The organism is Micrococcus sp. M4NT (assembly GCF_033790745.1).
GTDB lineage: Bacteria > Actinomycetota > Actinomycetes > Actinomycetales > Micrococcaceae > Micrococcus.
Genome location: NZ_JAMYEH010000004.1, coordinates 84,427 through 109,247, shown reverse-complemented (window position 1 = coordinate 109,247; position 24,821 = coordinate 84,427). Strand labels below are relative to the sequence as shown.

General features: G+C 74.1%; 22 protein-coding genes. 2 read left to right on the top strand and 20 right to left on the bottom strand.

The genetic code is table 11. The features are described 5' to 3' along the window. Nucleotides 1–160: 160 nt before the first annotated feature. The 12 genes from NJC10_RS03870 to NJC10_RS03815 form a co-directional block, all read right to left on the bottom strand. A complete protein-coding gene (locus tag NJC10_RS03870; RefSeq protein ID WP_319074702.1) occupies nt 161–505 on the bottom strand; it encodes a YlxR family protein in 345 nt (114 codons plus the stop codon). Between the two features lie 86 nt (nt 506–591). Then, entirely contained in the window at nt 592–1,578 is a 987-nt protein-coding gene (gene nusA, locus NJC10_RS03865) for a transcription termination factor NusA (protein ID WP_248115266.1), read from the bottom strand. Then, nucleotides 1,579–2,169, bottom strand: coding sequence for a ribosome assembly cofactor RimP (gene rimP, locus NJC10_RS03860; RefSeq protein WP_319074700.1), 591 nt, complete (start codon nt 2,167–2,169; stop codon nt 1,579–1,581). Between the two features lie 58 nt (nt 2,170–2,227). Then, entirely contained in the window at nt 2,228–3,019 is a 792-nt protein-coding gene (locus NJC10_RS03855) for a TSUP family transporter (protein WP_298984847.1), read from the bottom strand. A gap of 1 nt (nt 3,020) precedes the next feature. Beyond that, a complete protein-coding gene (locus tag NJC10_RS03850) occupies nt 3,021–4,847 on the bottom strand; it encodes a proline--tRNA ligase (protein ID WP_319074699.1) in 1,827 nt (608 codons plus the stop codon). A gap of 219 nt (nt 4,848–5,066) precedes the next feature. Next, nucleotides 5,067–6,053 (bottom strand): GNAT family N-acetyltransferase, encoded by a 987-nt coding sequence (locus NJC10_RS03845; RefSeq protein ID WP_319074697.1) that lies wholly within the window; start codon nt 6,051–6,053, stop codon nt 5,067–5,069. Then, entirely contained in the window at nt 6,028–7,179 is a 1,152-nt protein-coding gene (gene ispG, locus NJC10_RS03840) for a flavodoxin-dependent (E)-4-hydroxy-3-methylbut-2-enyl-diphosphate synthase (RefSeq protein WP_248115326.1), read from the bottom strand. The genes NJC10_RS03845 and ispG overlap by 26 nt, the downstream gene beginning before the upstream one ends. A gap of 138 nt (nt 7,180–7,317) precedes the next feature. Beyond that, the gene (locus tag NJC10_RS03835; RefSeq protein ID WP_319074695.1) at nt 7,318–8,331 is read right to left on the bottom strand and encodes a hypothetical protein; all 1,014 of its coding nucleotides are present in this window, start codon (nt 8,329–8,331) and stop codon (nt 7,318–7,320) included. Nucleotides 8,332–8,428: 97 nt separating this feature from the next. Then, nucleotides 8,429–9,787 (bottom strand): site-2 protease family protein, encoded by a 1,359-nt coding sequence (locus NJC10_RS03830; protein WP_319074693.1) that lies wholly within the window; start codon nt 9,785–9,787, stop codon nt 8,429–8,431. Then, nucleotides 9,784–11,076 carry a 1-deoxy-D-xylulose-5-phosphate reductoisomerase gene (gene dxr, locus NJC10_RS03825; RefSeq protein ID WP_319074691.1) on the bottom strand — a complete coding sequence of 431 codons (1,293 nt, stop codon included), beginning with the start codon at nt 11,074–11,076 and terminating at the stop codon, nt 9,784–9,786. Before dxr ends, NJC10_RS03830 begins: the two co-directional genes overlap by 4 nt. Before the next feature lie 135 nt (nt 11,077–11,211). Further along, on the bottom strand, nt 11,212–12,828 hold the full coding sequence (locus tag NJC10_RS03820) for a cation acetate symporter (RefSeq protein WP_298714673.1): 1,617 nt from the start codon (nt 12,826–12,828) through the stop codon (nt 11,212–11,214). Further along, a complete protein-coding gene (locus NJC10_RS03815) occupies nt 12,825–13,202 on the bottom strand; it encodes a DUF485 domain-containing protein (protein WP_248115275.1) in 378 nt (125 codons plus the stop codon). Before NJC10_RS03815 ends, NJC10_RS03820 begins: the two co-directional genes overlap by 4 nt. A 227-nt stretch (nt 13,203–13,429) precedes the next feature. Between NJC10_RS03815 and NJC10_RS03810 the strand changes: the two genes are divergently transcribed. Beyond that, a complete protein-coding gene (locus NJC10_RS03810; RefSeq protein ID WP_319074688.1) occupies nt 13,430–13,900 on the top strand; it encodes a GNAT family N-acetyltransferase in 471 nt (156 codons plus the stop codon). A 64-nt stretch (nt 13,901–13,964) separates the two neighbouring features. Here the strand turns inward: NJC10_RS03810 and NJC10_RS03805 are convergent, their stop codons facing one another. The 5 genes from NJC10_RS03805 to NJC10_RS03785 are packed head-to-tail and all read right to left on the bottom strand — an operon-like array spanning nt 13,965 to nt 20,374. After that, a complete protein-coding gene (locus NJC10_RS03805) occupies nt 13,965–14,849 on the bottom strand; it encodes a CoA ester lyase (protein WP_319074686.1) in 885 nt (294 codons plus the stop codon). After that, nucleotides 14,846–15,403, bottom strand: a complete 558-nt coding sequence (locus NJC10_RS03800; protein WP_413466379.1) for a MaoC family dehydratase — start codon at nt 15,401–15,403, stop codon at nt 14,846–14,848. Before NJC10_RS03800 ends, NJC10_RS03805 begins: the two co-directional genes overlap by 4 nt. Next, entirely contained in the window at nt 15,400–16,587 is a 1,188-nt protein-coding gene (locus NJC10_RS03795) for an acyl-CoA dehydrogenase family protein (protein ID WP_319074683.1), read from the bottom strand. The genes NJC10_RS03800 and NJC10_RS03795 overlap by 4 nt, the downstream gene beginning before the upstream one ends. Continuing rightward, a complete protein-coding gene (locus NJC10_RS03790) occupies nt 16,584–18,746 on the bottom strand; it encodes an acetyl/propionyl/methylcrotonyl-CoA carboxylase subunit alpha (protein WP_319074681.1) in 2,163 nt (720 codons plus the stop codon). The genes NJC10_RS03795 and NJC10_RS03790 overlap by 4 nt, the downstream gene beginning before the upstream one ends. An 8-nt stretch (nt 18,747–18,754) precedes the next feature. After that, complete coding sequence (locus tag NJC10_RS03785) at nt 18,755–20,374, bottom strand: carboxyl transferase domain-containing protein (protein WP_319074680.1); 1,620 nt, start codon at nt 20,372–20,374, stop codon at nt 18,755–18,757. Nucleotides 20,375–20,486: 112 nt separating this feature from the next. Here NJC10_RS03785 and NJC10_RS03780 point away from each other — a divergent pair, with 112 nt between their 5' ends. Next, nucleotides 20,487–21,137, top strand: a complete 651-nt coding sequence (locus NJC10_RS03780; RefSeq protein WP_319074678.1) for a TetR/AcrR family transcriptional regulator — start codon at nt 20,487–20,489, stop codon at nt 21,135–21,137. Nucleotides 21,138–21,140: 3 nt separating this feature from the next. On the opposite strand, the gene NJC10_RS03775 is transcribed toward NJC10_RS03780, so the two are convergent. Genes NJC10_RS03775 through NJC10_RS03765 form a run of 3 tightly spaced genes read right to left on the bottom strand, consistent with a single transcriptional unit; the run spans nt 21,141 to nt 24,789 of the window. Further along, nucleotides 21,141–22,550 carry a dihydrolipoamide acetyltransferase family protein gene (locus NJC10_RS03775; RefSeq protein ID WP_319074677.1) on the bottom strand — a complete coding sequence of 470 codons (1,410 nt, stop codon included), beginning with the start codon at nt 22,548–22,550 and terminating at the stop codon, nt 21,141–21,143. After that, nucleotides 22,547–23,623, bottom strand: a complete 1,077-nt coding sequence (locus NJC10_RS03770; RefSeq protein WP_248115284.1) for an alpha-ketoacid dehydrogenase subunit beta — start codon at nt 23,621–23,623, stop codon at nt 22,547–22,549. Before NJC10_RS03770 ends, NJC10_RS03775 begins: the two co-directional genes overlap by 4 nt. Continuing rightward, complete coding sequence (locus tag NJC10_RS03765) at nt 23,620–24,789, bottom strand: thiamine pyrophosphate-dependent enzyme (protein WP_319074676.1); 1,170 nt, start codon at nt 24,787–24,789, stop codon at nt 23,620–23,622. Before NJC10_RS03765 ends, NJC10_RS03770 begins: the two co-directional genes overlap by 4 nt. Nucleotides 24,790–24,821 lie beyond the last annotated feature (32 nt).

Here is a 24,821-nt window from a genome sequence, read left to right as displayed (position 1 = left end):
AGGGGAGCCGGGGGGCTTCCGATTCAGCGCGGCGCGAGACCGTTGACGTTTGTCCAGGCCGCACGGGACACCTCGAGGGTGCGCGCGCCGCGGCCTGCCTGATAGCAGGGGGTGAAGTTCATCGTTGGGCACTCATGCTTCAGTGCTCATCGGGTACGCATCAGATCTCTGACCCGCCTTCATCTGTCGTGTCTGCAGCCGGTGCGGCGTTTCGCGTCTGCGCGGCGCTCGGGGATCCCTCGCCGGGACCGCCCGCCTCGCGTGTGAGCCCGTCGGCGTCCACGGCGGCCCTGAAGGCCCGGTGGAACGCCCGACGGCGCACGGCGAGGAGGAGGCAGTCCGGCCCGGGGTGCACCCAGGCACCGCGTCCGGGACGTCGACGACTCCGGTCCCAGACGACGGTGGGGGGTTCCGTCGCGGGGTCCAGTGCCACGCGCACCAGCTCTTCCTGGTCCGCCCTCGCCCGGCATCCGATGCAGGTCCGCACGACCGTCTGGGACGTCATGCGGTCACCTCACACGGTGTCGGAACGAGAATGGACCTCATCCATCCTAGCGCGTCCCGGCCGGGATCTCCTCCCGGGCCCGGGCATCAGTGCCCGGGCGCCTGCGCCGCGGCGCCGTCGCCGACGATGTCGATGCGCCAGCCGGTGAGCTTCGCGGCGAGGCGAGCGTTCTGGCCCTCCTTGCCGATCGCGAGGGAGAGCTGGTGCTGCGGCACCACCACGCGCGCGGAGTGCTGGTCGGCGTCCACGATCTCCACGGAGACCGTCTGGGCCGGCGAGAGGGCGTGGGCGATCATCGCGGCCGGGTCGTCCGAGTGCTCCACGATGTCGATCTTCTCGTCGCCGAGCTCGGTCATGACGGCGCGCACGCGCGAGCCCATCTCCCCGATCGCGGCGCCCTTGGCGTTGATGCCCGCCCGGGTGGCCTTGACCGCCATCTTGGTGCGGTGGCCGGCCTCGCGGGCCAGGGCCGTGATCTCCACCGAGCCGTCGGCGATCTCGGGGACCTCGAGCTCGAAGAGGCGCCGCACGAGGTTCGGGTGCGAGCGGGAGACGGTCACGGACGGGCCCTTGCTGCCGCGGTTCGCGGAGACCACGTAGGTGCGCAGGCGGCGGCCATGGGGGTACTGCTCCCCCGGCACCTGCTCGGGCGGCGGGAGCACGGCCTCGAGGGTGCCCAGGTTCACCTGGATCATCTGGCGGTTGTTGCCCTGCTGGACGACGCCGGAGACGAGCTCTCCCTCCTTCTCCTTGAACTCGCCCAGCACCTTGTCGTCGTCCGCCTCGCGCAGGCGCTGCAGGATGACCTGGCGTGCGGTGGACGCCGCGACCCGGCCGAAGCCGTTGGGGGTGTCGTCGAACTCGCCGACGGCCGCGCCCTCCTCGTCCAGCTCCGTGGCCCAGATGGTCACGTGGCCGCTCGTGCGGTCCAGCTCCGCGCGGGCGCGCTTCAGGGCGCCCGGGGTCCGCTGGTACGCCATGAGCAGGGCCTGCTCGATGGTGGGGACGAGCCGGTCCAGCGGGATGTCCCGCTCGGCCACCAGCATGCGCAGCGCGCTCATGTCGATATCCACTTATGCCTCCGTGTGCTCTGCCGTGTGCTCGGCCCGGTCCGGGGACTCACCGGGCTCGCGGGCGGTGCCCCACTCTACCTGCACCACGGCCGGCCCCAGTCGGTCCATCCCCACCCGCTCGGCCGGCAGCTCCTTGGCGGGCATGCCCTTCTTGGCGCCGGGGCGGACCACGACGAGCTCGACGTCGTGGTCCCCGACGTCTGTGAGGCGCGCGGTGACCGGCTCGGCCCCGTCCACGGACACGCTCACGAGGCGGCCCACGTTGCGCTCGAAGTGGCGCGGCTGCGTGAGCGGGCGATCGACGCCGGCCGTGGTGACCTCGAGCATGTACTCGCCGGCGCCCACACCCGGGACCTCGTCCCCGGCGGCGTCCAGCGCGGCGGAGACGCGGGCGCTCAGGGCGGCCACCTCGTCCAGGCTCAGGCCCTCGGGTCCGGCGGCGCGGTCCAGGACGACCTCCACGGTCGGGGTGACGGCGGTGCCGGCCACGCGCACCTCCTCCACCACGACGCCGGCGTCGGCCACGGCGTCCTCGACCATCGCCGTCAGCGCGGCGCTCTCGGGACGGTCGGTGGTCTCCTGCGGGTCCATGCGGGGCTCCTGAGGGGTCGGGGGCGGGCAGGGCCAGCGTACCGCCGCGGCCGGCGCCTCACCCCACGAGCGGGGCCAGGGTGTCCGCGCCCACCTTCACGATCAGCGCGGAGACGACCGCGAGGAAGACCACCCGGATGAACCCGGTCCCCCGCGCGATCGCCATGCGCGCGCCCACATAGCCGCCCGCGAGGTTGGCCGCGCCGAGGAGGAGGCCCAGGCCGAGCACCGCGTGGCCCGCGGGCAGGAAGAACGCCAGGGCGCCGAGGTTGGTGGCCAGGTTGACCACCTTGGCCTGGGCCGAGGCCTGCAGGAAGTCGTGTCCGAGCAGCGCCACCAGTCCCAGGATGAGGAAGGTCCCCGTGCCGGGCCCGATCATCCCGTCGTAGAAGCCGACCGCCCCGCCGAGGGCCAGGGCTCGCGTCAGGTGGGCCGCCCCCGTGTGCTTGAGGGCGGCGACCCGGCCCAGCTGCGGTCGGGTCGCGGTGACGATCCACACCGTCACGAGCGCCGCGAGGATCACGGGCCGGATCACCCCCGTGGGGAGCAGCGTGGCCACGACCGCCCCGCCGAGGGAGGTCGCGAAGGCGAGCGCGGCCATGGGCAGCGCCGTGCGCAGGTCCGAGCCGAGCCGGCGCCGGTAGGTGATCGCCGACGTCGCGGTGCCGAACACGGAGCCCAGCTTGTTGGTGGCCAGGGCCTGCACGGGCGTGAGGCCCGGCACCAGCAGCATGACGGGCAGCTGCAGCAGCCCGCCCCCGCCGACGACGGCGTCCACCCAGCCGGCGGCGAAGCCCGCGGCCAGGAGCAGCAGCACCAGGCCCGTCGTCAGCTCGACGGCGCCGAACATCTCAGCGCCCGTGACGCACCTCGGCCACGACCTCGGCGACTACGTCGGCCACCGGCACGGTGCGGGCCTCACCCGTGGCACGGTCCTTGAGCTCGAGCTCGCCGTCGGCCAGGCCGCGGCCGATCACGACGGCGGTCGGCACGCCGATCAGCTCGGCGTCCTTGAACTTCACGCCGGGGCTCACCTTTGCGCGGTCGTCCACGATCACGGTGAGACCGTGGGCCTCGAGGCCCTCGGCCAGGTCCAGGGCGGCGGCGACGCCGTCCTCCCCCTTGGTCGCCACGACCACGTGCACGTCGGCCGGGGCGACCGCGCGCGGCCACGCGAGGCCCTTGTCGTCGCGGTAGCGCTCGGCGATCGCGGCGACGGCGCGGGTCACGCCGATGCCGTAGGAGCCCATGGTCACCACGACCTGCTTGCCGTTGACGTCGAGGACCTTCAGGTCGAGGGCCTCGGCGTACTTGCGACCCAGCTGGAAGATGTGCCCCATCTCCATGCCGCGGCGGGAGTGGAGCGGGCCGGAGCCGTCCGGGGCGGCGTCGCCCTCGCGCACGACGGTGGCCTCGAGGACCGCGTCCCATCGGAAGTCGCGGCCGGCGACGACGCCGAAGGCGTGGCGCTGGTCCGCGTTGGCACCGGTCACCCAGGCGGTCCCGGGGGCGACGCGCGGGTCCACGAACAGGGGCAGGCCGGACACCGAGCCCTCGGCGCCGAGCACGGGGGTGCCCTCGATCTCGCCGGCCCCGGCCGGGCCGATGTAGCCCTTGACGAGGGCGGGGTGGCGCTTGAGGTCCTCGGCCGTGGCGGCCTCGACCGTGGGCTCCCCGACGACCCCGAGGGCCGGGCCGACGGACGCCTCGAGCCGCTTGACGTCGACCTCTCGGTCGCCGGGGACGGCGACGACGAACTGGCGGCGCTCGCCGCCGTCGACCACGGCGGTGAGCACGACGCACTTGAGGGTGTCCGCGGCCTCCCACGGGCGGTCGGCCCGCGGGGCCAGGTCGTTGGCGACGTCCACGAGCGCCGCGATGGTCGTGGAGTCCGGGGTCTCCTTGACCTCGGCCGCCGGCAGCGTGGCCATCGCGGCCTCGTCGAGGGGCTCGGGGGCCACGGTGGTGACGGCCTCGACGTTGGCGCGGTAGCCGCCGTCGGACTCCACGAAGGTGTCCTCGCCGACCTCGGTGGGGTGCAGGAACTCCTCGGAGCGGGAGCCGCCCATGGCGCCGGAGGTGGCCTTCACCGGCACGACCTCGAGGCCGAGCCGCTCGAAGATGCGCAGGTACGCGGCGCGGTGGGCCTCGTAGGCGTCGTCGAGGCCGGCGTCGTCCACCGTGAAGGAGTAGGAGTCCTTCATGACGAACTCGCGGCCGCGCAGCAGGCCGGCGCGCGGGCGGGCCTCGTCCCGGTACTTCGTCTGGATCTGGTACAGGTACGCCGGCAGGTCCTTGTAGGACGAGTAGAGGTCCTTGACGAGGAGGGTGAACATCTCCTCGTGCGTGGGGGCCAGCAGGTAGTCGGCACCCTTGCGGTCCTGGAGGCGGAACAGGCCGTCCCCGTACTCCTCCCACCGGCCGGAGGCCTCGTAGGGCTCGCGCGGCAGCAGCGCGGGGAAGTGCACCTCCTGGGCGCCGATGGCGTCCATCTCCTCGCGCACGACCGCCTCCACGCGGCGCAGCACGCGCAGGCCCAGGGGCAGCCACGTGTAGATGCCGGGGGCGGCGCGGCGGATCATTCCGGCCCGCACGAGCAGCTGGTGGCTCGCCACCTCGGCGTCGGCCGGGGCATCGCGCAGGGTCCGCAGGAACAGGGTGGACATGCGCAGAGGCATGGGAGGACTCCTTCAGGGGCAGCGCGCGAGCACGGGTCGGTGGACGCCGGCCGGTGCGTCGGGGGCGTCGTCGACGTCGATCCTAGCGGCCGGCCCGCCCATGTCCGTCTGCGTCCTCGGTGCCCGGGCACAGGAGGTCCGCCGCCGAAGGATCCGCGGCCGACCCGGCAGTGCATCCCAGGGGCGGATCGGACGCGGAACCAGACCCGCGCACCCCCGTCAGTAGAGCACCGTGGCGAACGTGCCCACGCGCTCGAACCCGACGCGCGCGTACGTGCGCAGCGCGGCGGTGTTGTACGCGTTCACGTAGAGGCTGACCACGGGCGCGTGACGCCGTGCCAGCCCCACGACGGCGGCCATCGCCCCGGCCGCGAGCCCGCGCCCGCGGTGCTCCGGGTGCATCCAGACCCCCTGGATCTGGGCGCACCGGGAGGAGAGCACGCCCACGTCCGCCTTGAAGCGCAGCGGGGGGCGGGCGCCGGCGCCCGGCGTCGGGGCATCTGGTGCCGGGACGCCCGGCGTCGGGGCGTCTCCGGGGACGATGAACACGCGGCCGGACGCGATGAGCCCCCGCACGCGCTCGCGGTACTGCTGCGCGCCGCCGAGGAACGGGGAGAAGCCGAGCTCCTCCTCGAACATGGCCGCGCTGGCCGGCAGCACCCGGTCATAGTCCCGCGGCCCTGCCGGGACCACGTCCGGGAGCGGCGCGACGGCGGGCCGCTCCCCCGCCACGAGGAGGGGCTGCTCCTCGCGCACGGAGCGCGGCCGGTGGCCGGCGGTCCGCAGGGCGCGGCCGATCGTCAGCACCGCGGCGGCCGGGCCGTACACGGATCCGAGGCGGCGCCGCAGGCCGACGACGGCCGCGGCGAGGGCCGCCGCGTCGTCGTCGGTCGCCGTCGACTCGGCGCGGACGGACGGCACCACCGGCACCACGTTCGAGCCGACCCACGCGGCGGCGCGCAGCGCGCCGGCGGGGGCTGCGGCGTCGGGGTCCTCGGGGACGCCCAGGAAGAGGGTGCCGCCCGCTCCCCCGCGCGGGCCCGCCCGGCGACCGGCCTCGAGCAGGGACTCGACGAAGACGTTCGCCACCGGGTCGCGGCGCGCGAGGGCCGCGAGTGCGGGGGTGTCGGCGTCGGTCAGGAGGCGGACCCGCCCCTGCGAGGCCTGGCGGACGGCGGCGTCAGTGGACGGAGACCACGGGGGCACCGGCGGCAGCCTGGTCACCGGAGCCCTCCTCGTGGCCCATCTCCGCGGCGATCCGGCGGGCCTCCTCGATGAGGGTGTCCACGATCTGGTCCTCGGGCACGGTCCGGATGACCTCGCCCTTGACGAAGATCTGGCCCTTGCCGTTGCCCGAGGCCACGCCGAGGTCGGCCTCCCGGGCCTCGCCCGGGCCGTTGACGACGCAGCCCATGACGGCGACGCGCAGCGGGACGGTGACGTCCTTGAGGCCTTCGGTGACCTCCTCGGCGAGCGTGTACACGTCCACCTGGGCGCGGCCGCACGAGGGGCAGGAGACGATCTCGAGCCTGCGCTCGCGGAGGTTGAGCGACTGCAGGATCTGCAGGCCGACCTTGATCTCCTCGACGGGCGGGGCGGAGAGGGACACGCGGATGGTGTCGCCGATGCCCTTGCCCAGCAGGTAGCCGAACGCGGTGGCCGACTTGATGGTGCCCTGGAAGGCGGGGCCGGCCTCGGTCACGCCGAGGTGCAGGGGCCAGTCGCCCTCCTCCGCGAGGAGCTCGTACGCGCGGGCCATGATCACCGGGTCGTTGTGCTTCACGGAGATCTTGAAGTCCTTGAATCCGTGCTCCTCGAAGAGGGACGCCTCCCACACGGCGGACTCCACGAGGGCCTCCGGCGTGGCCTTGCCGTGCTTCTGGATCAGGCGGGGGTCGAGGGAGCCGGCGTTGACGCCGATGCGCAGGGAGGTGCCGTGCTCGGCGGCCGCTTGGGCGATCTCCTTGACCTGGTCGTCGAACTTGCGGATGTTGCCCGGGTTCACGCGCACGGCGCCGCAGCCGGCCTCGATCGCGGCGAACACGTACTTCGGCTGGAAGTGGATGTCCGCGATCACGGGGATCGTGGACTGCCGCGCGATGACCTTCAGCGCGTCCGCGTCCTTGTCCGTGGGGCAGGCCACGCGCACGATGTCGCAGCCGGCAGCGGTGAGCTCCGCGATCTGCTGCAGGGTGGCGCCGATGTCGTGGGTCTTGGTGGTGGTCATGGACTGCACCGAGACCTGGTGCTTCGAGCCCACCCCCACGGAGCCCACCCGGATCTGCCGGGTCGGCCGGCGCGGGGCCAGCACGGGCGGCGGGGCGGACGGCATTCCAAGGCTGACGGGCACGGCAGCGCTCCTCACGGTTCTCGGGTCGGCGGCGAGAGGCCGTCGCTTCATCCGTCCCATCCTAGGCCCCGGTGCACGGCGGCACCGGGGCCTGGCGGGGGCGGTGAGGACGGCCGGGGATCACTGGAAGGAGACGAGCCAGGGCTTGGGGTCGTTGGCCATGGTCTGCTCCGGGGTCATCATCGGCTTGTCCTCGTCGTAGAAGTTCTTCCAGGCCATGCGGATATGGTCCGGGAGGTTCTTGCGGAGGATGCTGTACGTCTCCTTCTTGAGCTGGTGGGTGCCGTGCCCGTCCGCGTGGAGCAGGAAGGCCAGGCCCTCGCGGGCCACGATCTCCGACCGCTGCTCGATCATGGCCGAGCGGAACTGGTGCAGGACGAAGAGCTTCTCGGGGAGCCCCTCGGAGGCCACGAGGTCCGAGAGCCACGCGCTGGTCTCGTTGATCTCGGCGGCCGTCACCTGGCCGATGTCCCGCATGTGCTTCTGTCCCGGACGCAGCCGCCACTCCGGGTCCAGGGCGAGGCCGACGTGGGGCCGCTTGAGCAGGTCCTCGATGCGCTTCGCCTGGGTGGGGAAGTCCTCGAAGCCGGTCTGCAGGTCCAGGATGACGTGGATGCCGGCCTCGCCGGCGCCGTCCACCCACTCCTCGAGGCGGTCGCGCTTGACGGGCCGGGAGTACGCGCCGTCGGGGCCCGCGTCCGCCGAGGCCACCGTGGCGATCATCTCGAACGCCGGCTGGATCGGCTCCTCCGAGAACGGCTCGTAGGTCTTCGCGAGCGCCCGCACGCGCTCGATGGACGCGGGGAGGTCCTGCTCGCCCAGGACGCCGAGGGCACCGGTGCCGGGAGTGCCGTACAGGGCGACGAACCGGCGGGCCGGGAAGATCTCCCGTCCGCCGCCGGGCAGCTCGCCGGACGGGGTGGGCGTGGCCGAGGACGAGTCCGCGGCGGACTCCGAGGCCGAGGCCGAGGTCGAGGCCGAGGTCGAGGCGGGGGGCGCCGACGAGCTGGCCGCCTCCTGGGAGGCGGGTGCCGAGCACCCGGCCAGGCCCGCGGCGAGGGAGCCGAGACCGAGGAGGGTGGCGCGGCGCGTCAGGGCGCTCGGAAACGGGGAGGCGTCACGAGGGGCATTCACAGCAACGATCCTAGGGGACGCCCTCCGGGCGGGCCGGGCGGGCCGGGCGGCGCCGCGGCTTCGTGCCCGGACTGTGACCTTCCGGGCCGTCCGCCCGTCAGAAGAGCCGCACGGGCTCCACGAGGTCCGCCACGATCAGCAGCAGGCCCATGGCCAGCATGGCCCCGGCCACCACGTACGTCAGGGGCATCAGCGCGGCGAGGTCGAACGGCCCGGGGTCCGGTCGCCCCCGCAGGCGGGCCCCGCCGCGGCGCAGCGCCTCGTAGAGCGCGCCCGCCACGTGCCCGCCGTCCAGCGGCAGCAGGGGGATCAGGTTGAACACCAGCAGGGCGACGTTCACCCCCGCCACGAGCGAGAGCACCATCGCGGCCTTGTCCCCGAACGAGACCTCGTCCAGCGCCGCCGCCTCCCCCGCGATCCGCCCGACCCCGACGACGGACATGGGGCCGTTCGGATCGCGCTCGGCCGGGGTAAGCACCGCGACGGCGGTGTCCCACAGCCGCTGGGGCAGCACGAGGACCACGTCCGCGACGCCGCGGATCTGCGTGCCCACCAGGCCCACCGCGTCCAGCGGCGTCCCCGTCACGGTCTCGGTCTGCGCCCCCATGCCGATGAAGCCCACCTGCTGGGTGCGGGCGGTGCCGTCCGGGGCGCGCTCCGGCCGCCCGACGGCGTCCGTCACCGGCCGCTCCGTCAGCCGCGGGGTGATCGTGGACTCGATGCGCCGCCCGTCCCGCTCCCACGCGATCGCGGTGGGCCGGCCGGCGCGCTCGCGGATGGCAGCGGCGAACGCGTCCCAGTCCTCGACGGGGACGCCGTCGAAGGCGACGACGGTGTCTCCGGGCAGCATGCCTGCCTCGTGGGCCGGCGCCACGGGGTCACCGGGCTGGCACTCCTCGGTCTCGCCCGCGGCGGCGCGCGCCTGCTGCTCCTGCGCGGGGACGACGCAGCGGAAGACCTCCGCTGCCGTCGTGCTGGGCTGCGCGGTGCCCACCGTGGTGACGAGCAGGGCGGTCAGGGCGAGCGCGATCAGCAGGTTCATGGCCGGGCCGCCGAGCATGATGACGATCCGCTTCCAGACCGGCAGCGAGATGAAGGTGCGTCCCTCGTCCCCGGGCCGCAGCTCCTCGGCGGCCTGGGCCCGTGCGTCGTCGGCCAGGCGCCCGAACTGGCGGAAGAGCCCCGTGGAGGACGCGCGGGGCGCCTGCCCCGCGCGCGGCGGTGGGAGCATGCCCACCATGGAGACGTAGCCGCCGAGCGGGAGCGCCTTGATCCCGTACTCGGTCTCCCCGCGCCGCCACGAGGCGACCGTGGGGCCGAAGCCGATCATGTAGCGCGTCACGCGGACGCCGAAGACCTTGGCGGGCACGAGGTGGCCCACTTCGTGCAGCGCGATCGAGAGGGCCAGGCCCAGGGCGACGGCGAGGACGCCGAGCACGAACCAGGCGGCGCTCATGCCCGCGCCCACCGGCCCCGGGCCGCGGCGCGGGCCCAGCCCTCGACGGCCAGGACGGCGTCGACGCTGAGGTCTCCCGGCGCGTGGCCGTGGCCGGCGGCGTCGAGGACGCGCTCGGGGGCGTAGTCGCCGAGGACGGCGCGGGCCGTCTCCAGGATGCCGTCGAAGGAGAGGCACCCCTCATGGAAGGCGTCGACGGCCTCCTCGTTGGCGGCGTTGAACACGGCCATGTGCGTCGGCGAGGCGGCCGCGGCCTCCTTCGCGAGGCGCACCGCGGGGAACACCTCCTCGTCGAGGGGCTCGAAGGTCCAGGTCGCGGCGCGGGTCCAGTCGCATCCGCCCACGGCGCCGGGCACGCGGCGCGGCCAGCCGAGGCCGAGGGCGATCGGCAGGCGCATGTCCGGCGGGGAGGCCTGGGCGAGGGTGGAGCCGTCCGTGAACTCCACCATGGAGTGCACGACGGACTGCGGGTGGACCACGACGTCGATGCGGTCCAGGGCGACGTCGAAGAGCAGGTGCGCCTCGATCACCTCGAGGGCCTTGTTCACGAGCGAGGCGGAGTTGGTGGTGACCACGCGGCCCATGTCCCACGTGGGGTGGGCGAGGGCCTGCGCGGGCGTGACCGCGCGCAGCTGCTCCCGGGTGCAGCCCCGGAACGGACCGCCCGAGGCGGTCAGGACCAGGCGGGCGACCTCGTCCGCCGTGCCGCCGCGGAGCGCCTGGGCCAGCGCGGAGTGCTCGGAGTCCACGGGGACGAGCTGGCCGGGCGCCGCGGCGGCCTTGACGAGCGCGCCCCCCACGATGAGCGACTCCTTGTTCGCCAGGGCGAGGCGGTGGCCCGCCTCGAGGGCCGCGAGCGTGGGGCGCAGGCCGATCGAGCCGGTGATGCCGTTGAGCACGGTGTCCGCGCCGGTCCAGGCCGCGATGCGGGTGGCCGCCTCGGGGCCCGTGAAGAGCTCGGCGGCGGGAGCCGGGCGGCCGAGGCGTGCGGCGGCCGCCGCGATCGCCGCGCGCAGCTCCTCCGCGCCCGCCGTGGCGGAGCCCACCGCCTCGACGCCGTGGCGGACGGCCTGCTCGGCCAGGAGGGCGGTGTTGGAGCCGCCCGCGAGCGCGACGGCCCGGAACCGCTCGGGGTCCTGCTCGATGACGTCCAGGCCCTGGGTCCCGATCGAGCCGGTCGAGCCGAGGAGGGCGACGCGGCGGGGGGCGCCGTCGCCTCCGCCGGAGGGGTCGTCGGCGCGGACGCCGGGGGCCGGGAGGGTGTAGTCGGCGAGGGATCCGTGGGTCACCGGGCCATCATGCCAGCGGCGGCTGGGAGGAGGGCGGGACGGTGGAGTGCCGGGATGCCGGGGACGACGACGGCGGGACCGCACCCGTGAAGGTGCGGCCCCGCCGTCGTCAGGGGTGGGCGGATGCCCGCGGCGTCAGTGGCTCACGGCCTTCTCGGCGCCGATGCCGGTGAGGGAGCGGACCTCCATCTCGGCCTGCTTGCCCGGGTCCTCGGCGCGCGAGGACGTCACGGAGCCGAGCCAGCCGAGGAAGAAGGCCAGCGGGATCGAGACGACGCCCGGGTTCTTCAGCGGGAAGAGCACGAAGTCCGCGCTCGGGATCATGGCGGCCGGGTTGCCGGACATGACCGGGGAGAACACGATCAGGACGATCGCGGAGAGCAGGCCGCCGTACATGGACCAGAGGGCGCCGCGCGTGGTGAAGCCCTTCCAGAACAGGGAGTACAGGATGGTCGGGAGGTTCGCCGATGCGGCCACGGCGAAGGCGAGCGCCACGAGGAACGCGACGTTCTGGCCCTGGGCGCCGATGCCGCCGAGGATGGCGAGGATGCCGATGACCACCACGGTGATCTTGCCGATGCGCACCTCATCCTCCGAGGACAGGGGCTTCTTCGCGATCACGGGGCCCCACACGTCGTGCGTGAAGGACGCCGCCGCCGTGAGGGCGAGGCCGGCGACGACCGCGAGGATCGTCGCGAAGGCGACCGCCGAGATCAGCCCGAGCAGGATCGACCCGCCGAGCTCGAACGCCAGCAGCGGGGCCGCCGAGTTCACGCCGCCGGGGGCGGCGAGGATGCGCTCGGGGCCGATCAGTGCGCCGGCGCCGTAGCCCAGCACCAGGGTGAAGAGGTAGAAGGCGCCGATGAGCACGATCGCCCACACCACCGACTTGCGGGCCTCCTTGGCCGTGGGCACGGTGTAGAAGCGCATCAGGACGTGCGGCAGGCCGGCGGTGCCGAGGACGAGCGCGAGGCCCAGGGAGACGAAGTCCAGGCGCGTGGTGAAGTCCTTGCCGTACTGCAGGCCCGGCTCGAGGATGGCCTCACCCTTGGGGTTGAGCTCGACGGCCCGGCCGAGCATCGCGTTGAAGTCGAAGCCGAAGAGAGCGAGCGCCCACACGGTCATGACGCCCGCGCCGAGGATGAGCAGGATCGCCTTGATGATCTGGACGTAGGTGGTGCCCTTCATGCCGCCGATGAGGACATAGGCGATCATGAGCACGCCCACGATCACGATCACGAGCGCCTGGCCGCCCCTGTCCGTGATGTTGAGCAGCAGGGCGACGAGGCCGCCCGCGCCGGCCATCTGGGCCAGGAGGTAGAAGAGGCAGACGGCCATGGTGCCGAAGGCGGCGGCGATGCGCACCGGCTTCTGGCGCAGGCGGAACGAGAGCACGTCGGCCATCGTGAACTTGCCTGTGTTGCGCAGCAGCTCCGCCACGAGGAGCAGGGCGACGAGCCACGCCACGAGGAAGCCGATCGAGTACAGGAAGCCGTCGTAGCCGTAGAGGGCGATCGCGCCGACGATGCCGAGGAACGAGGCCGCCGAGAGATAGTCGCCCGCGATGGCGGTGCCGTTCTGGGTGCCGGAGAAGCCTCGGCCTCCCGCGTAGAAGTCCGCCGAGGAGCCCGAGGTCTTGGAGGCCCGGATCACGACGACGAGGGTGACGACGACGAACGCCGCGAAGATGCCGATGTTGACCATCGGGTTGCCGACGGCCTCCGCGGCCAGGAGGGGGGCGAGGGTGCTCATCGGATCTCCTCCGTGGGGTCGGCCGCGTGGGAGCCCGCCTCGCGCTCGAGGCGCTCGCGCAGCGCCGTGGAGCGCGGGTCGAGGGTGCGGTTGGCGAAGCGGACGTACGCCGCCGTGATGGCGAACGTGGTGACGAACTGCAGCAGGCCGAGGACCAGGCCCAGCGTGATGTTGTCGTGGAGGCGGATGGCCATGACCTGCGGGAAGAACGCCCCCAGGATGACGAACAGCAGGTACCAGACGAAGAACGCGACCGTCATGGGGAACGCGAACGAGCGGTACGTGCGGCGCAGCTCCGTGAACTCCTCGGACTGCTGGGCCGCGCGGAACTGCTCGGGGGTCGGCGCCGGTGGCGCGACGGAGTGGGGTGACATGGGTGCTCCCTCAGGGGGCGGGCGTCCGGCCGCGGAGCGGGCGGAGCGGTGTGTGATGACGCTCACATCCTCTCCCGCGAATGCTCCGCGCGTCAACCACTTTGTATACATACGCCAGTGCGTGACCGATTGTGACGACGGCCCCTGCCAGTCCCCCGGTGATAGCGTTGCCGAAAGACTGCGGACGGCCGCCGCCGCCCGCCCGCTCACCCGAGAGGTCCACCGCCGTGCCCCTTCGTGACGTCCGCCCCGAGGACCTGGACGAGTTCTTCGTGCACCAGCAGGACGAGGACGCGAACCAGATGTCCGGAATCGCCCCCCGCAGCCCTGCCGACCGCGGGGTCTTCGACCATCACTGGGGCACCCTGCTGCGCGACCCCCGCGTCCAGGTGCACACCATCGAGCACGAGGGCCGCGCCGTGGGCGCGCTGATCTGCTCCGAGCAGGACGACGCCGCCGAGCTCTCCTTCTGGACGGCGCAGGAGTTCTGGGGCCTCGGGCTGACCACCTCGGCCGTGGACGAGTTCCTGCGCGGGTACCCGCACCGCCCCGTGCGGGCCCACGTGGCCGAGGACAACGCGGGCACCGTCAGGGTCCTCTCCCGCCGGGGGTTCGAGGTGGTGGGCGAGGAGAAGGTCTTCTCCAATGCCCGCGCCGCCGTCATCACCGAGCTCGTCATGGAGCTCGGCGCGGACTGAGGCCGGCTGGAACGCGACGGCGCCGCGGAATGCCTCCCGCGGCGCCCTTCCTGTATACAGCCGTTCAGTCCCCCGCCGGCACCCGCCCGAGGGTCAGCCGGGCCTGGGCGAGCACCACCTCGTCCACCATGGTGCCGTCCAGCTCGAAGGCGCCGTGCGCCCCCTCGGCCGCCGCGAGCACGCGTCGGGCCCGGGCCACCGCCTCCTCGCTCGGGGCGTAGGCCTCACGCACCACGGGGGCCTGCGCCGGGTGGAGGCACACGGTGGCCGCGCACCCGAGCGCGACGGCGTCCTCGGCCTCCGCGGCGAGGCCCGCGTGATCCTGCAGGTCGAGGAACACCGCGTCCCACGCCGCCGTGCCGTGGGCGGCGGCGGCGAGCAGCACGGTCGCTCGTGCGTGCCGGACGACGGGGCGGTAGGCGCCGTCGGCCGTGCGCGAGGACGTGCCGCCCATGGACGCCACGAGGTCCTCCGCGCCCCACATCAGCGCGCCCACGTGGGGGTGCGCCGCGAGGGCGGGCGCGGCGAGGATGCCCGCCGCGGTCTCGCACAGGGCCACGACGCGCACGTCCTCCCCCAGCGCCGCCACGAGGCCGTCCACCTGCGCGGCGGACTCCGCCTTGGCGAGCATGAGCGTGCGCCACCCGGTCTCCGCGAGCATCGCCAGGTCCGCGGCGTGGTCCGGCGTGCCCGCCGGGTTCACGCGCACGACGACGCGGTCCGCGGCGAGCGGTCCGCCGTCCGTGCCGCCCGTGGCCCGGCCTTCCCAGGCAGCTCGCACGGCGTCGCGGGCGGCCGGGCGGGAGGCCGGCGTGACGGCGTCCTCGAGGTCGAGGATCACCGCGTCGGCGCGGTCGAGGGCCTTGGCGAAGCGCTCGGGGCGGTCCGCCGGCGTGAACATCACGGCCGGGCCGAGGGCCAGGGGCCCGGCCGCCGTGGGGGCGCTCATGCCCGGGTCTCCATGGAGCCCTGCTTCGCCTTCGCCTCGGCGTGGGCCGACGCCGTCCACATGAGGCAGGTGCGCTGGGCCCGCACGACGACGTCGCCGTGCTGGTTCTCCCCCGTCATCTGGAAGGTGACGATGCGCTGGCCCGGTCGCGAGGAGGACTCCCGGACCGCGGTGACCTCCGAGCGCCCGTAGAGGGTGTCCCCGTGGAACACGGGGTGCGGGAAGGCGATCTCCCCCAGCCCGAGCTGCGCCACGAGCGTGCCCTGCGTCGTCTGCCCGACGGCGAGGCCCACGAGCGTGGACAGCGTGAGCATGGAGTTCACGAGCGGCTTCCCGAAGGGCTGCGCGGCCGCGTATGCGTGGTCCAGGTGCAGCGCCTGCGGGTTCATCGTCAGCGTGGTGAAGAGGACGTTGTCCGCCTCCGTGAGCGTGCGGCCGGGCCGGTGCAGGTACACCTGGCCCACCGCGAGCTCGTCCGCGTAGCGCCCGCGCTGCTCGATGACCTCGGGCCCTGTGTTCTCCACGCCCGGCTCGGGGGTCTCCGCCACCGTCACAGCCCCAGGTCGCGCGCGATCAGCATGAGCTGCACCTCGGTGGTGCCCTCGCCGACCTCGAGGATCTTGGAGTCGCGGTAGTGGCGGGCCACGAGGGTCTCGTTCATGAAGCCGTAGCCGCCGAACACCTGGGTGGCGTCGCGGGCGTTGTCCATGGCCGCCTCGCCGGCGATCATCTTCGCCATGGCGGCCTCGGTCTTGAACGGCTTGCCGGCCAGCATCTTCTGCGCCGCCTCGTAGTAGGCCAGACGCGCGGCATGGGCGCGGGCCTGCATGCGGGCGATCTTGAAGGAGACGGCCTGGAACGTGCCGATCCTCTGGCCGAACGAGGTGCGCTGCTTCGCGTAGGCGACCGACTCGTCGACGCAGCCCTGGGCCACACCCGTGGCGAGCGCGGCGATGGCGATGCGGCCCTCGTCGAGGATCTCGAGGAAGTTCGCGAAGCCGCGGCCGCGGGTGCCGAGCAGGTTCTCCTCGGGGACGCGCACGTCGGTGAAGTGCAGGGCGTGGGTGTCGGAGGAGTTCCAGCCGACCTTGTCGTACGGCTTGGCCACGGTGAAGCCCTCGGTGCCGGCGGGCACGAGGATCGTGGAGATCTCCTTCGCGGGGCGGCCGTCGGGGCCGGTCTTGCCCTCCACCGTGCCGGTCACCGCGGTGACGGTGACGAGGCTCGTGATGTCCGTGCCGGAGTTGGTGATGAACTCCTTGGCGCCGTTGATGCGCCACGCGCCGTCCTCGAGCACCGCGGTGGTCTGGGTGCCGCCGGCGTCGGAGCCCGCGCCGGGCTCGGTGAGGCCGAAGCCGGCCAGGTTCTCGCCCGCCACGAGGCTGGGCAGCCAGCGCTCCTTCTGCTCCTGGGTGCCGAACTTCAGCAGCGGCATCGCGCCGAGGGAGACGCCCGCCTCGAGGGTGATGGCCACCGACTGGTTGACGCGGCCGAGCTGCTCGAGCGCGAGGGCGAGGGCGAAGTAGTCGCCGCCCATGCCGCCGAACTCCTCGGGGAAGGGCAGGCCGAACAGGCCCATCTCGCCCATCTGCTTCACGATCTCGTACGGGAACTCGTGCCGGGCGTCGAGCTCGGCGGAGACGGGGGCCACGACCTCGTCCGCGAACTCGCGGACGGTGTCGGAGAGGACCTGGTAGTCCTCCTCGAGGGCGGGCAGGGTGCGGTGCTTGGTGCTCATGCGGACTCTCCAGAGGTGGTGGGCACATCGGCGGTGCCGGGGGTGTGAGGGGTGACGGTGGCGACCAGCCCGCGCGCGGGCACGGACTCGCCGGGACGGACGTGGACGGTGACGACGCCGGCGACGCCCGCGGTGACGGGGTGCTCCATCTTCATGGCCTCGAGGACGGCCAGCTCGGCGCCGGCCTCGACGTGCTCGCCGGTGGACACGGACACCGCGACGACGGTGCCCGGCATGGGAGCCCGGGCCTCCGGGGAACCGCCGCCGGCGGGGGCACGACGCGCGGCGGCCGCGGCGCGCGACGCCGCCACGCGCTCGGCGCGGCCCAGCCGCTCGATTCGCCAGGTGTGCCCGCCGGAGTGGACCCACGCGGCGTCCGGGTCCGCGGGGTGGCGCAGAGATCGACCGCCCGCGTGCCCGGGCTCCGCCCCGTCCTGCGCGGACGGCCCGTCCTCCGGGGCCACCGACCCGGGCCCGCGCCACAGCACGGAGAGGTCCTCCCAGCGCAGGGGCAGCGCGGGGGCGGGGGCGCCCGCGGCGCGCCAGGCGTCCTGGCGGTGCCAGGCGCCGGCCGGCTGCACCCGCAGACCGGACGCGGCCAGGGTCGCCTCGTCGATCCCCTGGACCGTCAGCGCGGAGGTGAGGGCCTCCGGGGCGAAGGCGGCGCCGGCCGCGTCCCAGACCTCCGCGCGGGGGGCGGGGGCCTCCCATGCCGATGCCTCGTCGATCAGGGAGGTCCTCAGGCGGCCGGCCCGGACGTCGTCGCGCGCCACGAGGTCCCGCAGCCACGCCAGGTTGCTCGTGACCCCGAACAGCACCGACTCCCCGAGCGCCGCCTCGAGGCGGTCCAGTGCCTGGGGGCGGTCCGCGCCGGAGGCGATCACCTTGGCGACCATGGGGTCGTAGTGACCGGTGACCTCGGGCTGGCCCGGGCCCTCGGACCGGCCGGGGGCGTCGTCCTCGGAGTCCGGCGGGAAGAGCAGGGTGTCCACGCGGACCCCCTCCCCCCGCGGCGGCTCCCACAGCAACACGGGCCCGGCGGCGGGGAGGAACCCGTGCGCGGGGTCCTCGGCGTAGACGCGGGCCTCGGCGGCCGCCCCCTCCAGGGTGACGTCCTCCTGGCCGAAGCCCAGGTCCTGTCCGGCGGCGATCCACAGCTGCAGCTCCACGAAGTCCACGCGCTCGCCGCGCACCCGCACGACCTCCTCGGACACGGGGTGCTCCACCTGCAGACGGGTGTTCATCTCCATGAAGAAGAACTCGTCCGGGTCCTCGTCCGAGACGAGGAACTCCACGGTGCCGGCCCCCACGTAGCCCACGGACTCCGCGGCGTCCACGGCGGCCCTGCCGAGACGGGCGCGCAGCTCGGCGCCGTGCGCCAGGCCGGTGAGCAGGGGCGCGGGCGCCTCCTCGATCACCTTCTGGTGGCGGCGCTGCAGGGAGCACTCCCGCTCCCCCAGGTGCACGGTGCGCCCGTGGGTGTCCGCGAAGACCTGCACCTCGATGTGCCGCGGGGCGGTGATGAGCCGCTCGAGCAGGAGGGTGTCGTTCCCGAACGCGGAGCGCGCGGTGCGGCGGGCGGAGGCCAGCGCGGCCGGCAGCTCGTCCGCGGCGTGCACGGCCACCATCCCCTTGCCGCCGCCGCCCGCGGAGGGCTTGATCAGCAGCGGGAAGCCGACGCGCTGCGCCTCGGCCACGATCTGATCGTCGGTGAGCGTGGGGTCGGCGATGCCCGGCACCACCGGCACGTCCCGCGCCGAGACGGTCTCCTTGGCGCGGATCTTGTCCGCCATCGCGTCCAGCGACGCCACGGGCGGGCCCACGAAGACGACGCCGGCCGCCTCGAGCGCCCGGGCGAAGTCCGCGTTCTCGGAGAGGAACCCGTAGCCGGGGTGCACGGCCTGCGCCCCGGTCCGGACGGCGGCCGCCACCACCGCGTCCACGTCCAGGTAGGACTCGCGGGCGGGGGCCGGGCCGAGGCGGACGGCGAGGTCCGCCTCGCGCACGTGGCGGGCGCCGGCGTCGGCGTCGGAGAACACCGCCACGGAGCGGATGCCGAGGCGGCGCAGGGTGCGGATCACGCGCACGGCGATCTCGCCGCGGTTGGCCACGAGGACGGTGTCGAAGAGGGCGGGGCCCTCGGCGGGGGTCTGGGTCATGGTCAGGCTCACATCCGGAAGAGGCCGAAGCGGGCGTCCGGCAGGGGGGCACGGGAGATGACGTCGAGGGCCATGGCGAGCACGCGGCGGGTCTGGCCGGGGGTGATGATGCCGTCGTCCCACAGGCGGGCCGTGGAGTAGAGGGGGCTGCCCTGCTCGTCGTACTGCTGCCGCACGGGGGCCTGGAAGGCCTCGACCTCCTCGGCGGTCATCGGCTCCTCCCCCTTCGCGGCGCGCTGGTCCTGCTTGACCTGGGTCAGCACGGCGGAGGCCTGCGGCCCGCCCATCACGGAGATGCGGGCGTTGGGCCACATCCAGAGGAACCGCGGGGAGTAGGCGCGGCCGCACATCGCGTAGTTGCCGGCGCCGAACGAGCCGCCGATCACCACGGTCAGCTTGGGCACGCGACACGTGGCGACGGCGGTGACCATCTTCGCGCCGTCGCGGGCGATGCCGCCGGCCTCCGCGTCCCGGCCCACCATGAAGCCGGAGATGTTCTGGAGGAACAGCAGCGGGATGCCGCGCTGGTCGCACAGCTCGATGAAGTGCGCGCCCTTGCGGGCCGAGTCGCCGAAGAGGATGCCGTTGTTGGCCAGGATGCCCACGGGGTGGCCGTCGATGCGAGCGAAGGCGGTGACGAGCGTGGTGCCGTAGAGCGGCTTGAACTCGTGCACCGAGTCGGCGTCCACGAGGCGGTCGATCACCTCGTGCACGTCGTACGGGGCGTTGACGTCCACCGGCACCACGGAGGTCAGCTCCCCCGGGTCCTTCGCGGGCTCGAGGGAGGGGTGCACCTCCCACGCGGGGCGGGCCGGCGCGGGCAGGGTGGCCACGATGTCCCGCAGCAGCTGCATGGCGTGGACGTCGTCGTCGGCCAGGTGGTCCGCCACGCCCGAGCGCTCGGCGTGCAGGCGCCCGCCGCCGAGGTCCTCGGGGGTGACGTCCTCGCCGATCGCGGCCTTCACGAGGGGCGGGCCTCCGAGGAAGATGGTGCCCTGCTCGCGGACGATCACGGTCTCGTCGCACATGGCGGGCACGTACGCGCCGCCCGCGGTGGAGGAGCCGCACACGGCCGCGAGCTGCGGGATCCGGCGCGAGGAGAGCAGTGCCTGGTTGCGGAAGATCCGGCCGAAGTGCTCCCGGTCCGGGAACACCTCGTCCTGCTTCGGCAGGAACGCGCCGCCCGAGTCCACGAGGTAGAGGCAGGGCAGGTGGTTCTCGAGGGCGATCTCCTGGGCACGCAGGTGCTTCTTCACGGTCAGCGGGTAGTAGGTGCCGCCCTTCACGGTGGCGTCGTTGCCCACCACCATCACGGCGCGGCCGTGGACCAGGCCGATGCCCGCCACGACGCCGGCGGCGGCCGGGCTGTCCTCGCCGTACACGCCGTGCGCGGCGAGCGCGGCGATCTCGAGGAACGGCGAGCCCTCGTCGAGGAGCGCGTCGATGCGGTCCCGCACCAGGAGCTTGCCGCGGCCGGTGTGCCGCGCGCGGGCGGACTCGGAGCCGCCGAGCGCGGTGCGGGCGACGAGCTCGGCGAGCTCCGCCTCGAGGCGGGCATGGCCGGCGGCGTGGCGCTCGGCGGCGCTGGCGGGCGCGGCGGATGCCTCCGCGGTGGGACCGGCGGTCATGAGACCCCTTCCAGTGAATGATCACTAACTGAACCTGCTCCCAGTGTAGTGATCAGGATCACGGGCGCAAACGCCGTCACGGCCCCGTCGGGCCCGCCCTAGAGTGGCAGGCATGCCCTCCGCAGCACCCTCCGCCGAGACCCCGGACGCGGCCCCGCCCCGCGCCGACACACCCGCCCCCACGGCCCGTCTGGCCGCGAAGGCTCGGCGCCGGGCGGACCTGTTGGCCGCGGCCGCCCGACTGTTCGCGGCGAGCGGGTTCGACGCGGTGCGCCTCGAGGACATCGGCGCGGCATGCGGGATCAGCGGGCCCGCCGTCTACCGGCACTTCGCGAACAAGGCGGCCGTGCTCCGGGAGATCCTGGAGACGGCCAGCCGCGACCTCCTGGCGGGCGCGCTCGCCACGGAGGGCACGCAGGCCCCGGGCGAGCCCGTGCTGCGCGCGCTCATCGCCTTCCACGCCGACTTCGCCCTGGAGAACCGGGACGTGATCCGCGTGCAGGACCGGGACCTGCGGGCGCTGCCCGCCGCCGAGCGCGCCGAGGTCACGGCCACGCAGCGCGCCTACATCGACGTGTGGGCGCGGCAGCTCACCGCGCTGCACCCCGACGACGACGCCGCCGCGGCGGTCTTCCGGTCCCAGGCGGTCCTCGGGCTGCTCAACTCGACGCCGCGCTCCGTGCGCCGCACGCCCGCGGACCGGGCCGCGCGTCGGGCGACCCTGATCGCGATGGCGTGGGCCGCCGTCGCGGCCCACGTCTGAGCATCAGACCATCGCCAGGGTCATCCCGGGCCGGCGCAGCATCGCACCGACGTCGGCGAGGAAGCGCGAGCCCTGCTCGCCGTCCACGAGGCGGTGGTCGAAGGAGAGCGAGAGCGTGACGACGTCGCGCAGCGCGATCTCCCCGCGGTGCTCCCACGGCATGCGGCGCACGGCGCCGAGGCACAGGATGGCCGCCTCCCCCGGGTTGATGATGGGGGTGCCGGTGTCCACGCCGAACACGCCGACGTTGGTGATGGTGAACGTGCCGCCCGTCAGCTCGGCCGGACCCAGCGCGCCCTCGCGCGCCGTCGACGTCAGCCCGGCGATCGCCTGGCCCAGGGCCCTGAGGTCCATGGCCTGGGCGTCCTTGACGTTGGGCACCATGAGCCCGCGGGGCGTCGCGGCGGCGAAGCCGAGGTTCACGGCGTTCTGCTGCACGATCACGCCGCGCGCCTCGTCCCAGCGCGCGTTGACGTCCGGGGTGCGCTCCATGGCCAGCAGGCAGGCTCGGGCGGTGAGCGTCATGGGGGTGAGCTTGACGTCGCGGAACGCGCGGTCGGCCTTGAGCTCGGCCAGCAGCTCGAGCGTCTCGGTCACGTCCACCTGGAGGAACTCGGTGACGTGCGGCGCGGTGAACGCCGACTGCACCATGGCCGCCGCGGTCGCCTTGCGCACGCCCTTGACGGGGACGTCCACCTCGCGGGGACGCCCGCCCAGGGTGCGCACGGAGCCGGTCGCATCGCCAGCGGCCGACGGCGCGGACGACGCGGCCGCGGGCTCGGCGGCCGCAGGCTGGGCGGCCCGCAGGAACGCCTCGACGTCCTCGCGGGTGATCACCCCGCCGACCCCCGAGCCGGTCAGGGACGTCAGGTCGACCCCGCTGCGCTTGGCGAACAGGCGCACCGGCGGGGTGCACCGGGGGCGCTCCCCCGTGCCGCGCTCGACAGCCGGGGCGATGGGCTCCGCGTCCGCGGCGAGCGCCGGCGCCTCGCCCGGGGCGTCGGGGGCCTCCTCGGGGCCGGCGACGGGGGCCGACTCGACCGCGGCGGACGGGCCCGCGCCGCGGCGGGCGCGTCGACCCGGCTTGCCGGCGTCGGGCGCGGCGCCGTAGCCCACGAGCGTGGGCACCCGGCCGCCGTCGCCGTCGGAGCCTGCGGGATCGTCCCCGGCGCCCTCCACCGTGAAGGTGACGAGCGGGGCGCCCACCTCGACGGTGGCGCCCTCCTCAGCGTGCAGCTGGGCCACGACGCCGGCGAAGGGGCTCGAGACCTCGACGACGGCCTTGGCCGTCTCGACCTCGGCGAGGGTCTGATTGACGGTGACCGCGTCGCCGACGGCGACGCGCCACATGGCGATGTCGGACTCGGTCAGGCCCTCGCCCAGGTCGGGCAGGCGGAACGTCTTCTGGCTCATCGGGTCTCCTCCCCGTCGGCGCCGGCGGCGTGCGCGGCGAGGAACTGCTCTGCGGTCTGCGGGGCGGCGAACGCGTCCACGGAGTCCAGCGAGTTGGGCCGGCCCATCGCGCGGTCCACGCCGTCGAGGATGCGGTCGAGGTCCGGCAGGTGCAGGTGCTCGAGCTTGGCCGGCGGGTACGGGACGTCCATGCCGGTGACGCGCACCGGCGGAGCCTCGAGCCAGTGGAACGCGCGCTCGGCCACGGTGGCCACGAGCTCCGCGCCCAGGCCGCCCGTGCGGGAGGCCTCGTGGGCCACCACGAGCCGGCCGGTGCGGCGCACCGAGGACTCCACCAGGCCCGTGTCGATCGGCGAGAGGCTGCGCAGGTCCACGACCTCCACGTCCACGCCCTCCTCGGCGGCCACCTCGGCGGCCTGCAGGGCCGTCTTCACGAGCGGTCCGTACGAGACGAGCGTGACGTCGGAGCCGGGGCGCAGGATGCGCGCGGGGCTCAGCGGCGGGACGGCGGCGTCCACGTCCACCTCACCCTTGTCGTGGTAGCGGCGCTTGGGCTCGAGGTAGATGACCGGGTCGTCCGAGGCGATGGCGCCGCGGATCATGTCGTAGCCGTCCTGCGGAGAGGACGGGGAGACCACGCGCAGGCCCGCGGTGTGCAGGAAGTACGCCTCGGGCGACTCGGAGTGGTGCTCGGGCGAGCCGATGCCGCCGCCGAAGGGGATGCGGACGGTCACCGGCATGGGCACGGCGCCCCGGGTACGGGCCCGCAGCTTGGCCAGGTTCGCCACGATCTGGTCGAAGGCCGGGTACACGAAGCCGTCGAACTGGATCTCGACGACGGGCCGGTAGCCGCGCATCGCCAGGCCCACGGCCGTGCCGACGATCCCGGACTCGGCGAGCGGGGTGTCCAGCACGCGGTCCCTGCCGAACTCCTCCTGCAGCCCGTCCGTGATCCGGAAGACACCGCCGAGCGCGCCGATGTCCTCGCCCATGAGCAGGACCTTGGGGTCCTCCGCCAGGGCCCGGTGGAGGCCGCGGTTGATCGCGCGGCCGAACGTCATGCGCTCGCTCATGCGCCTGCCTCCTCGTCGTCGAACTGGGCCAGGAACAGCCCGTGGTCCCGGTGCTGGCGCTCCAGCTCCTGGTGCGGCTCCGCGTACACCTCCGAGAACATCGTGTCCGGCCCGTCCTCCACGAGGCCCTCGAGCGCGCGGCGGACCTCCGCGGCCAGCTCGTCGGCGGCCGCCTGGGCCTCGGCGCGGATCGCGTCCACGTCCTCGCCGAGCGAGGCCAGGTGCGCCTCGACACGCGCCAGGGGGTCGCGGGCGCGCCAGGCCTCGAGCACCTCGGGGTCCTGGTAGCGCGTGGGGTCGTCCGCGGTGGTGTGCGGGCCCATGCGGTAGGTCACCGCCTCGATGAAGGTGGGGCCGCCGCCCTCGGCCGCGCGGGCCACAGCCTGGCGCGTGGCCGCCAGCACCGCGAGGACGTCGTTGCCGTCCACGCGCAGGGCGGGGATGCCGAAGCCCCACGGGCGGTCCGCGATGTTCCGGCGGGCCTGCAGCCCCACGGGCTCGGAGATGGCCCAGTGGTTGTTCTGGCAGAAGAACACGACGGGCGACTGGTAGGTCGCGCTGAAGACCATGGCCTCGTTCACGTCGCCCTGGCTCGTGGCGCCGTCGCCGAAGTAGACGATCGTGGCGGCGTCGGCCTGGTCGCGCTGGACGCCCATCGCGTAGCCGACGGCGTGCAGCGCCTGGGCGCCGATGATGATCTGCTGGGTGGCCACGCCGGTGGCCTTGGGATCCCAGCCGGAGAACGTGGATCCCCGCCACACGCGCAGCAGGTCCAGGGCGGGGACGCCGCGCAGCAGGGCCACGCCGTTCTCGCGATACGAGGGGAAGACGAAGTCGTCCGCGCGCAGGGCGGCGGCCGAGCCCACCTGGGACGCCTCCTGGCCCAGCAGCGGGGGCCACAGGGCGAGTTCACCCTGGCGCTGCAGGTGGGTGGCCTCCGTGTCCAGCCGGCGCACCACGGTCATGCTGCGGAAGAGGTCCGCGAGGACGGCGGCGTCCACGTCCTCCAGCCACGGATCGAGCTCCGGCGAGGGGACGCGGGTCCCCTCGGCGTCGAGCACCTGCAGCGTCGCGCCCGCGGACGCGTGCCCGTCCTCGAGGGGGGTGTGGCCGGCGGCGGGATCGGTGGAGCCGTGCTCCACGGGGGTGGGGTGCACCAGGGTCATGAACTCAGCCTTCCATACGTCTCCCCAGGTGA

Excerpts from the sequence above, each read along its gene's own strand:
- NJC10_RS03770 (WP_248115284.1), bottom strand. The coding sequence starts at position 23,623 with ATGAGCGAGCGCATGACGTTCGGCCGCGCGATCAACCGCGGCCTCCAC.
- NJC10_RS03870 (WP_319074702.1), bottom strand. The coding sequence starts at position 505 with ATGACGTCCCAGACGGTCGTGCGGACCTGCATCGGATGCCGGGCGAGG.
- NJC10_RS03790 (WP_319074681.1), bottom strand. The coding sequence starts at position 18,746 with ATGACCCAGACCCCCGCCGAGGGCCCCGCCCTCTTCGACACCGTCCTC.
- ispG (WP_248115326.1), bottom strand. The coding sequence starts at position 7,179 with ATGCCGTCCGCCCCGCCGCCCGTGCTGGCCCCGCGCCGGCCGACCCGG.
- NJC10_RS03830 (WP_319074693.1), bottom strand. The coding sequence starts at position 9,787 with ATGAGCGCCGCCTGGTTCGTGCTCGGCGTCCTCGCCGTCGCCCTGGGC.
- NJC10_RS03785 (WP_319074680.1), bottom strand. The coding sequence starts at position 20,374 with ATGACCGCCGGTCCCACCGCGGAGGCATCCGCCGCGCCCGCCAGCGCC.
- NJC10_RS03820 (WP_298714673.1), bottom strand. The coding sequence starts at position 12,828 with ATGAGCACCCTCGCCCCCCTCCTGGCCGCGGAGGCCGTCGGCAACCCG.
- NJC10_RS03855 (WP_298984847.1), bottom strand. The coding sequence starts at position 3,019 with ATGTTCGGCGCCGTCGAGCTGACGACGGGCCTGGTGCTGCTGCTCCTG.
- NJC10_RS03780 (WP_319074678.1), top strand. The coding sequence starts at position 20,487 with ATGCCCTCCGCAGCACCCTCCGCCGAGACCCCGGACGCGGCCCCGCCC.
- NJC10_RS03775 (WP_319074677.1), bottom strand. The coding sequence starts at position 22,550 with ATGAGCCAGAAGACGTTCCGCCTGCCCGACCTGGGCGAGGGCCTGACC.
- NJC10_RS03805 (WP_319074686.1), bottom strand. The coding sequence starts at position 14,849 with ATGAGCGCCCCCACGGCGGCCGGGCCCCTGGCCCTCGGCCCGGCCGTG.
- NJC10_RS03765 (WP_319074676.1), bottom strand. The coding sequence starts at position 24,789 with ATGACCCTGGTGCACCCCACCCCCGTGGAGCACGGCTCCACCGATCCC.
- NJC10_RS03850 (WP_319074699.1), bottom strand. The coding sequence starts at position 4,847 with ATGCCTCTGCGCATGTCCACCCTGTTCCTGCGGACCCTGCGCGATGCC.
- NJC10_RS03815 (WP_248115275.1), bottom strand. The coding sequence starts at position 13,202 with ATGTCACCCCACTCCGTCGCGCCACCGGCGCCGACCCCCGAGCAGTTC.
- NJC10_RS03795 (WP_319074683.1), bottom strand. The coding sequence starts at position 16,587 with ATGAGCACCAAGCACCGCACCCTGCCCGCCCTCGAGGAGGACTACCAG.
- rimP (WP_319074700.1), bottom strand. The coding sequence starts at position 2,169 with ATGGACCCGCAGGAGACCACCGACCGTCCCGAGAGCGCCGCGCTGACG.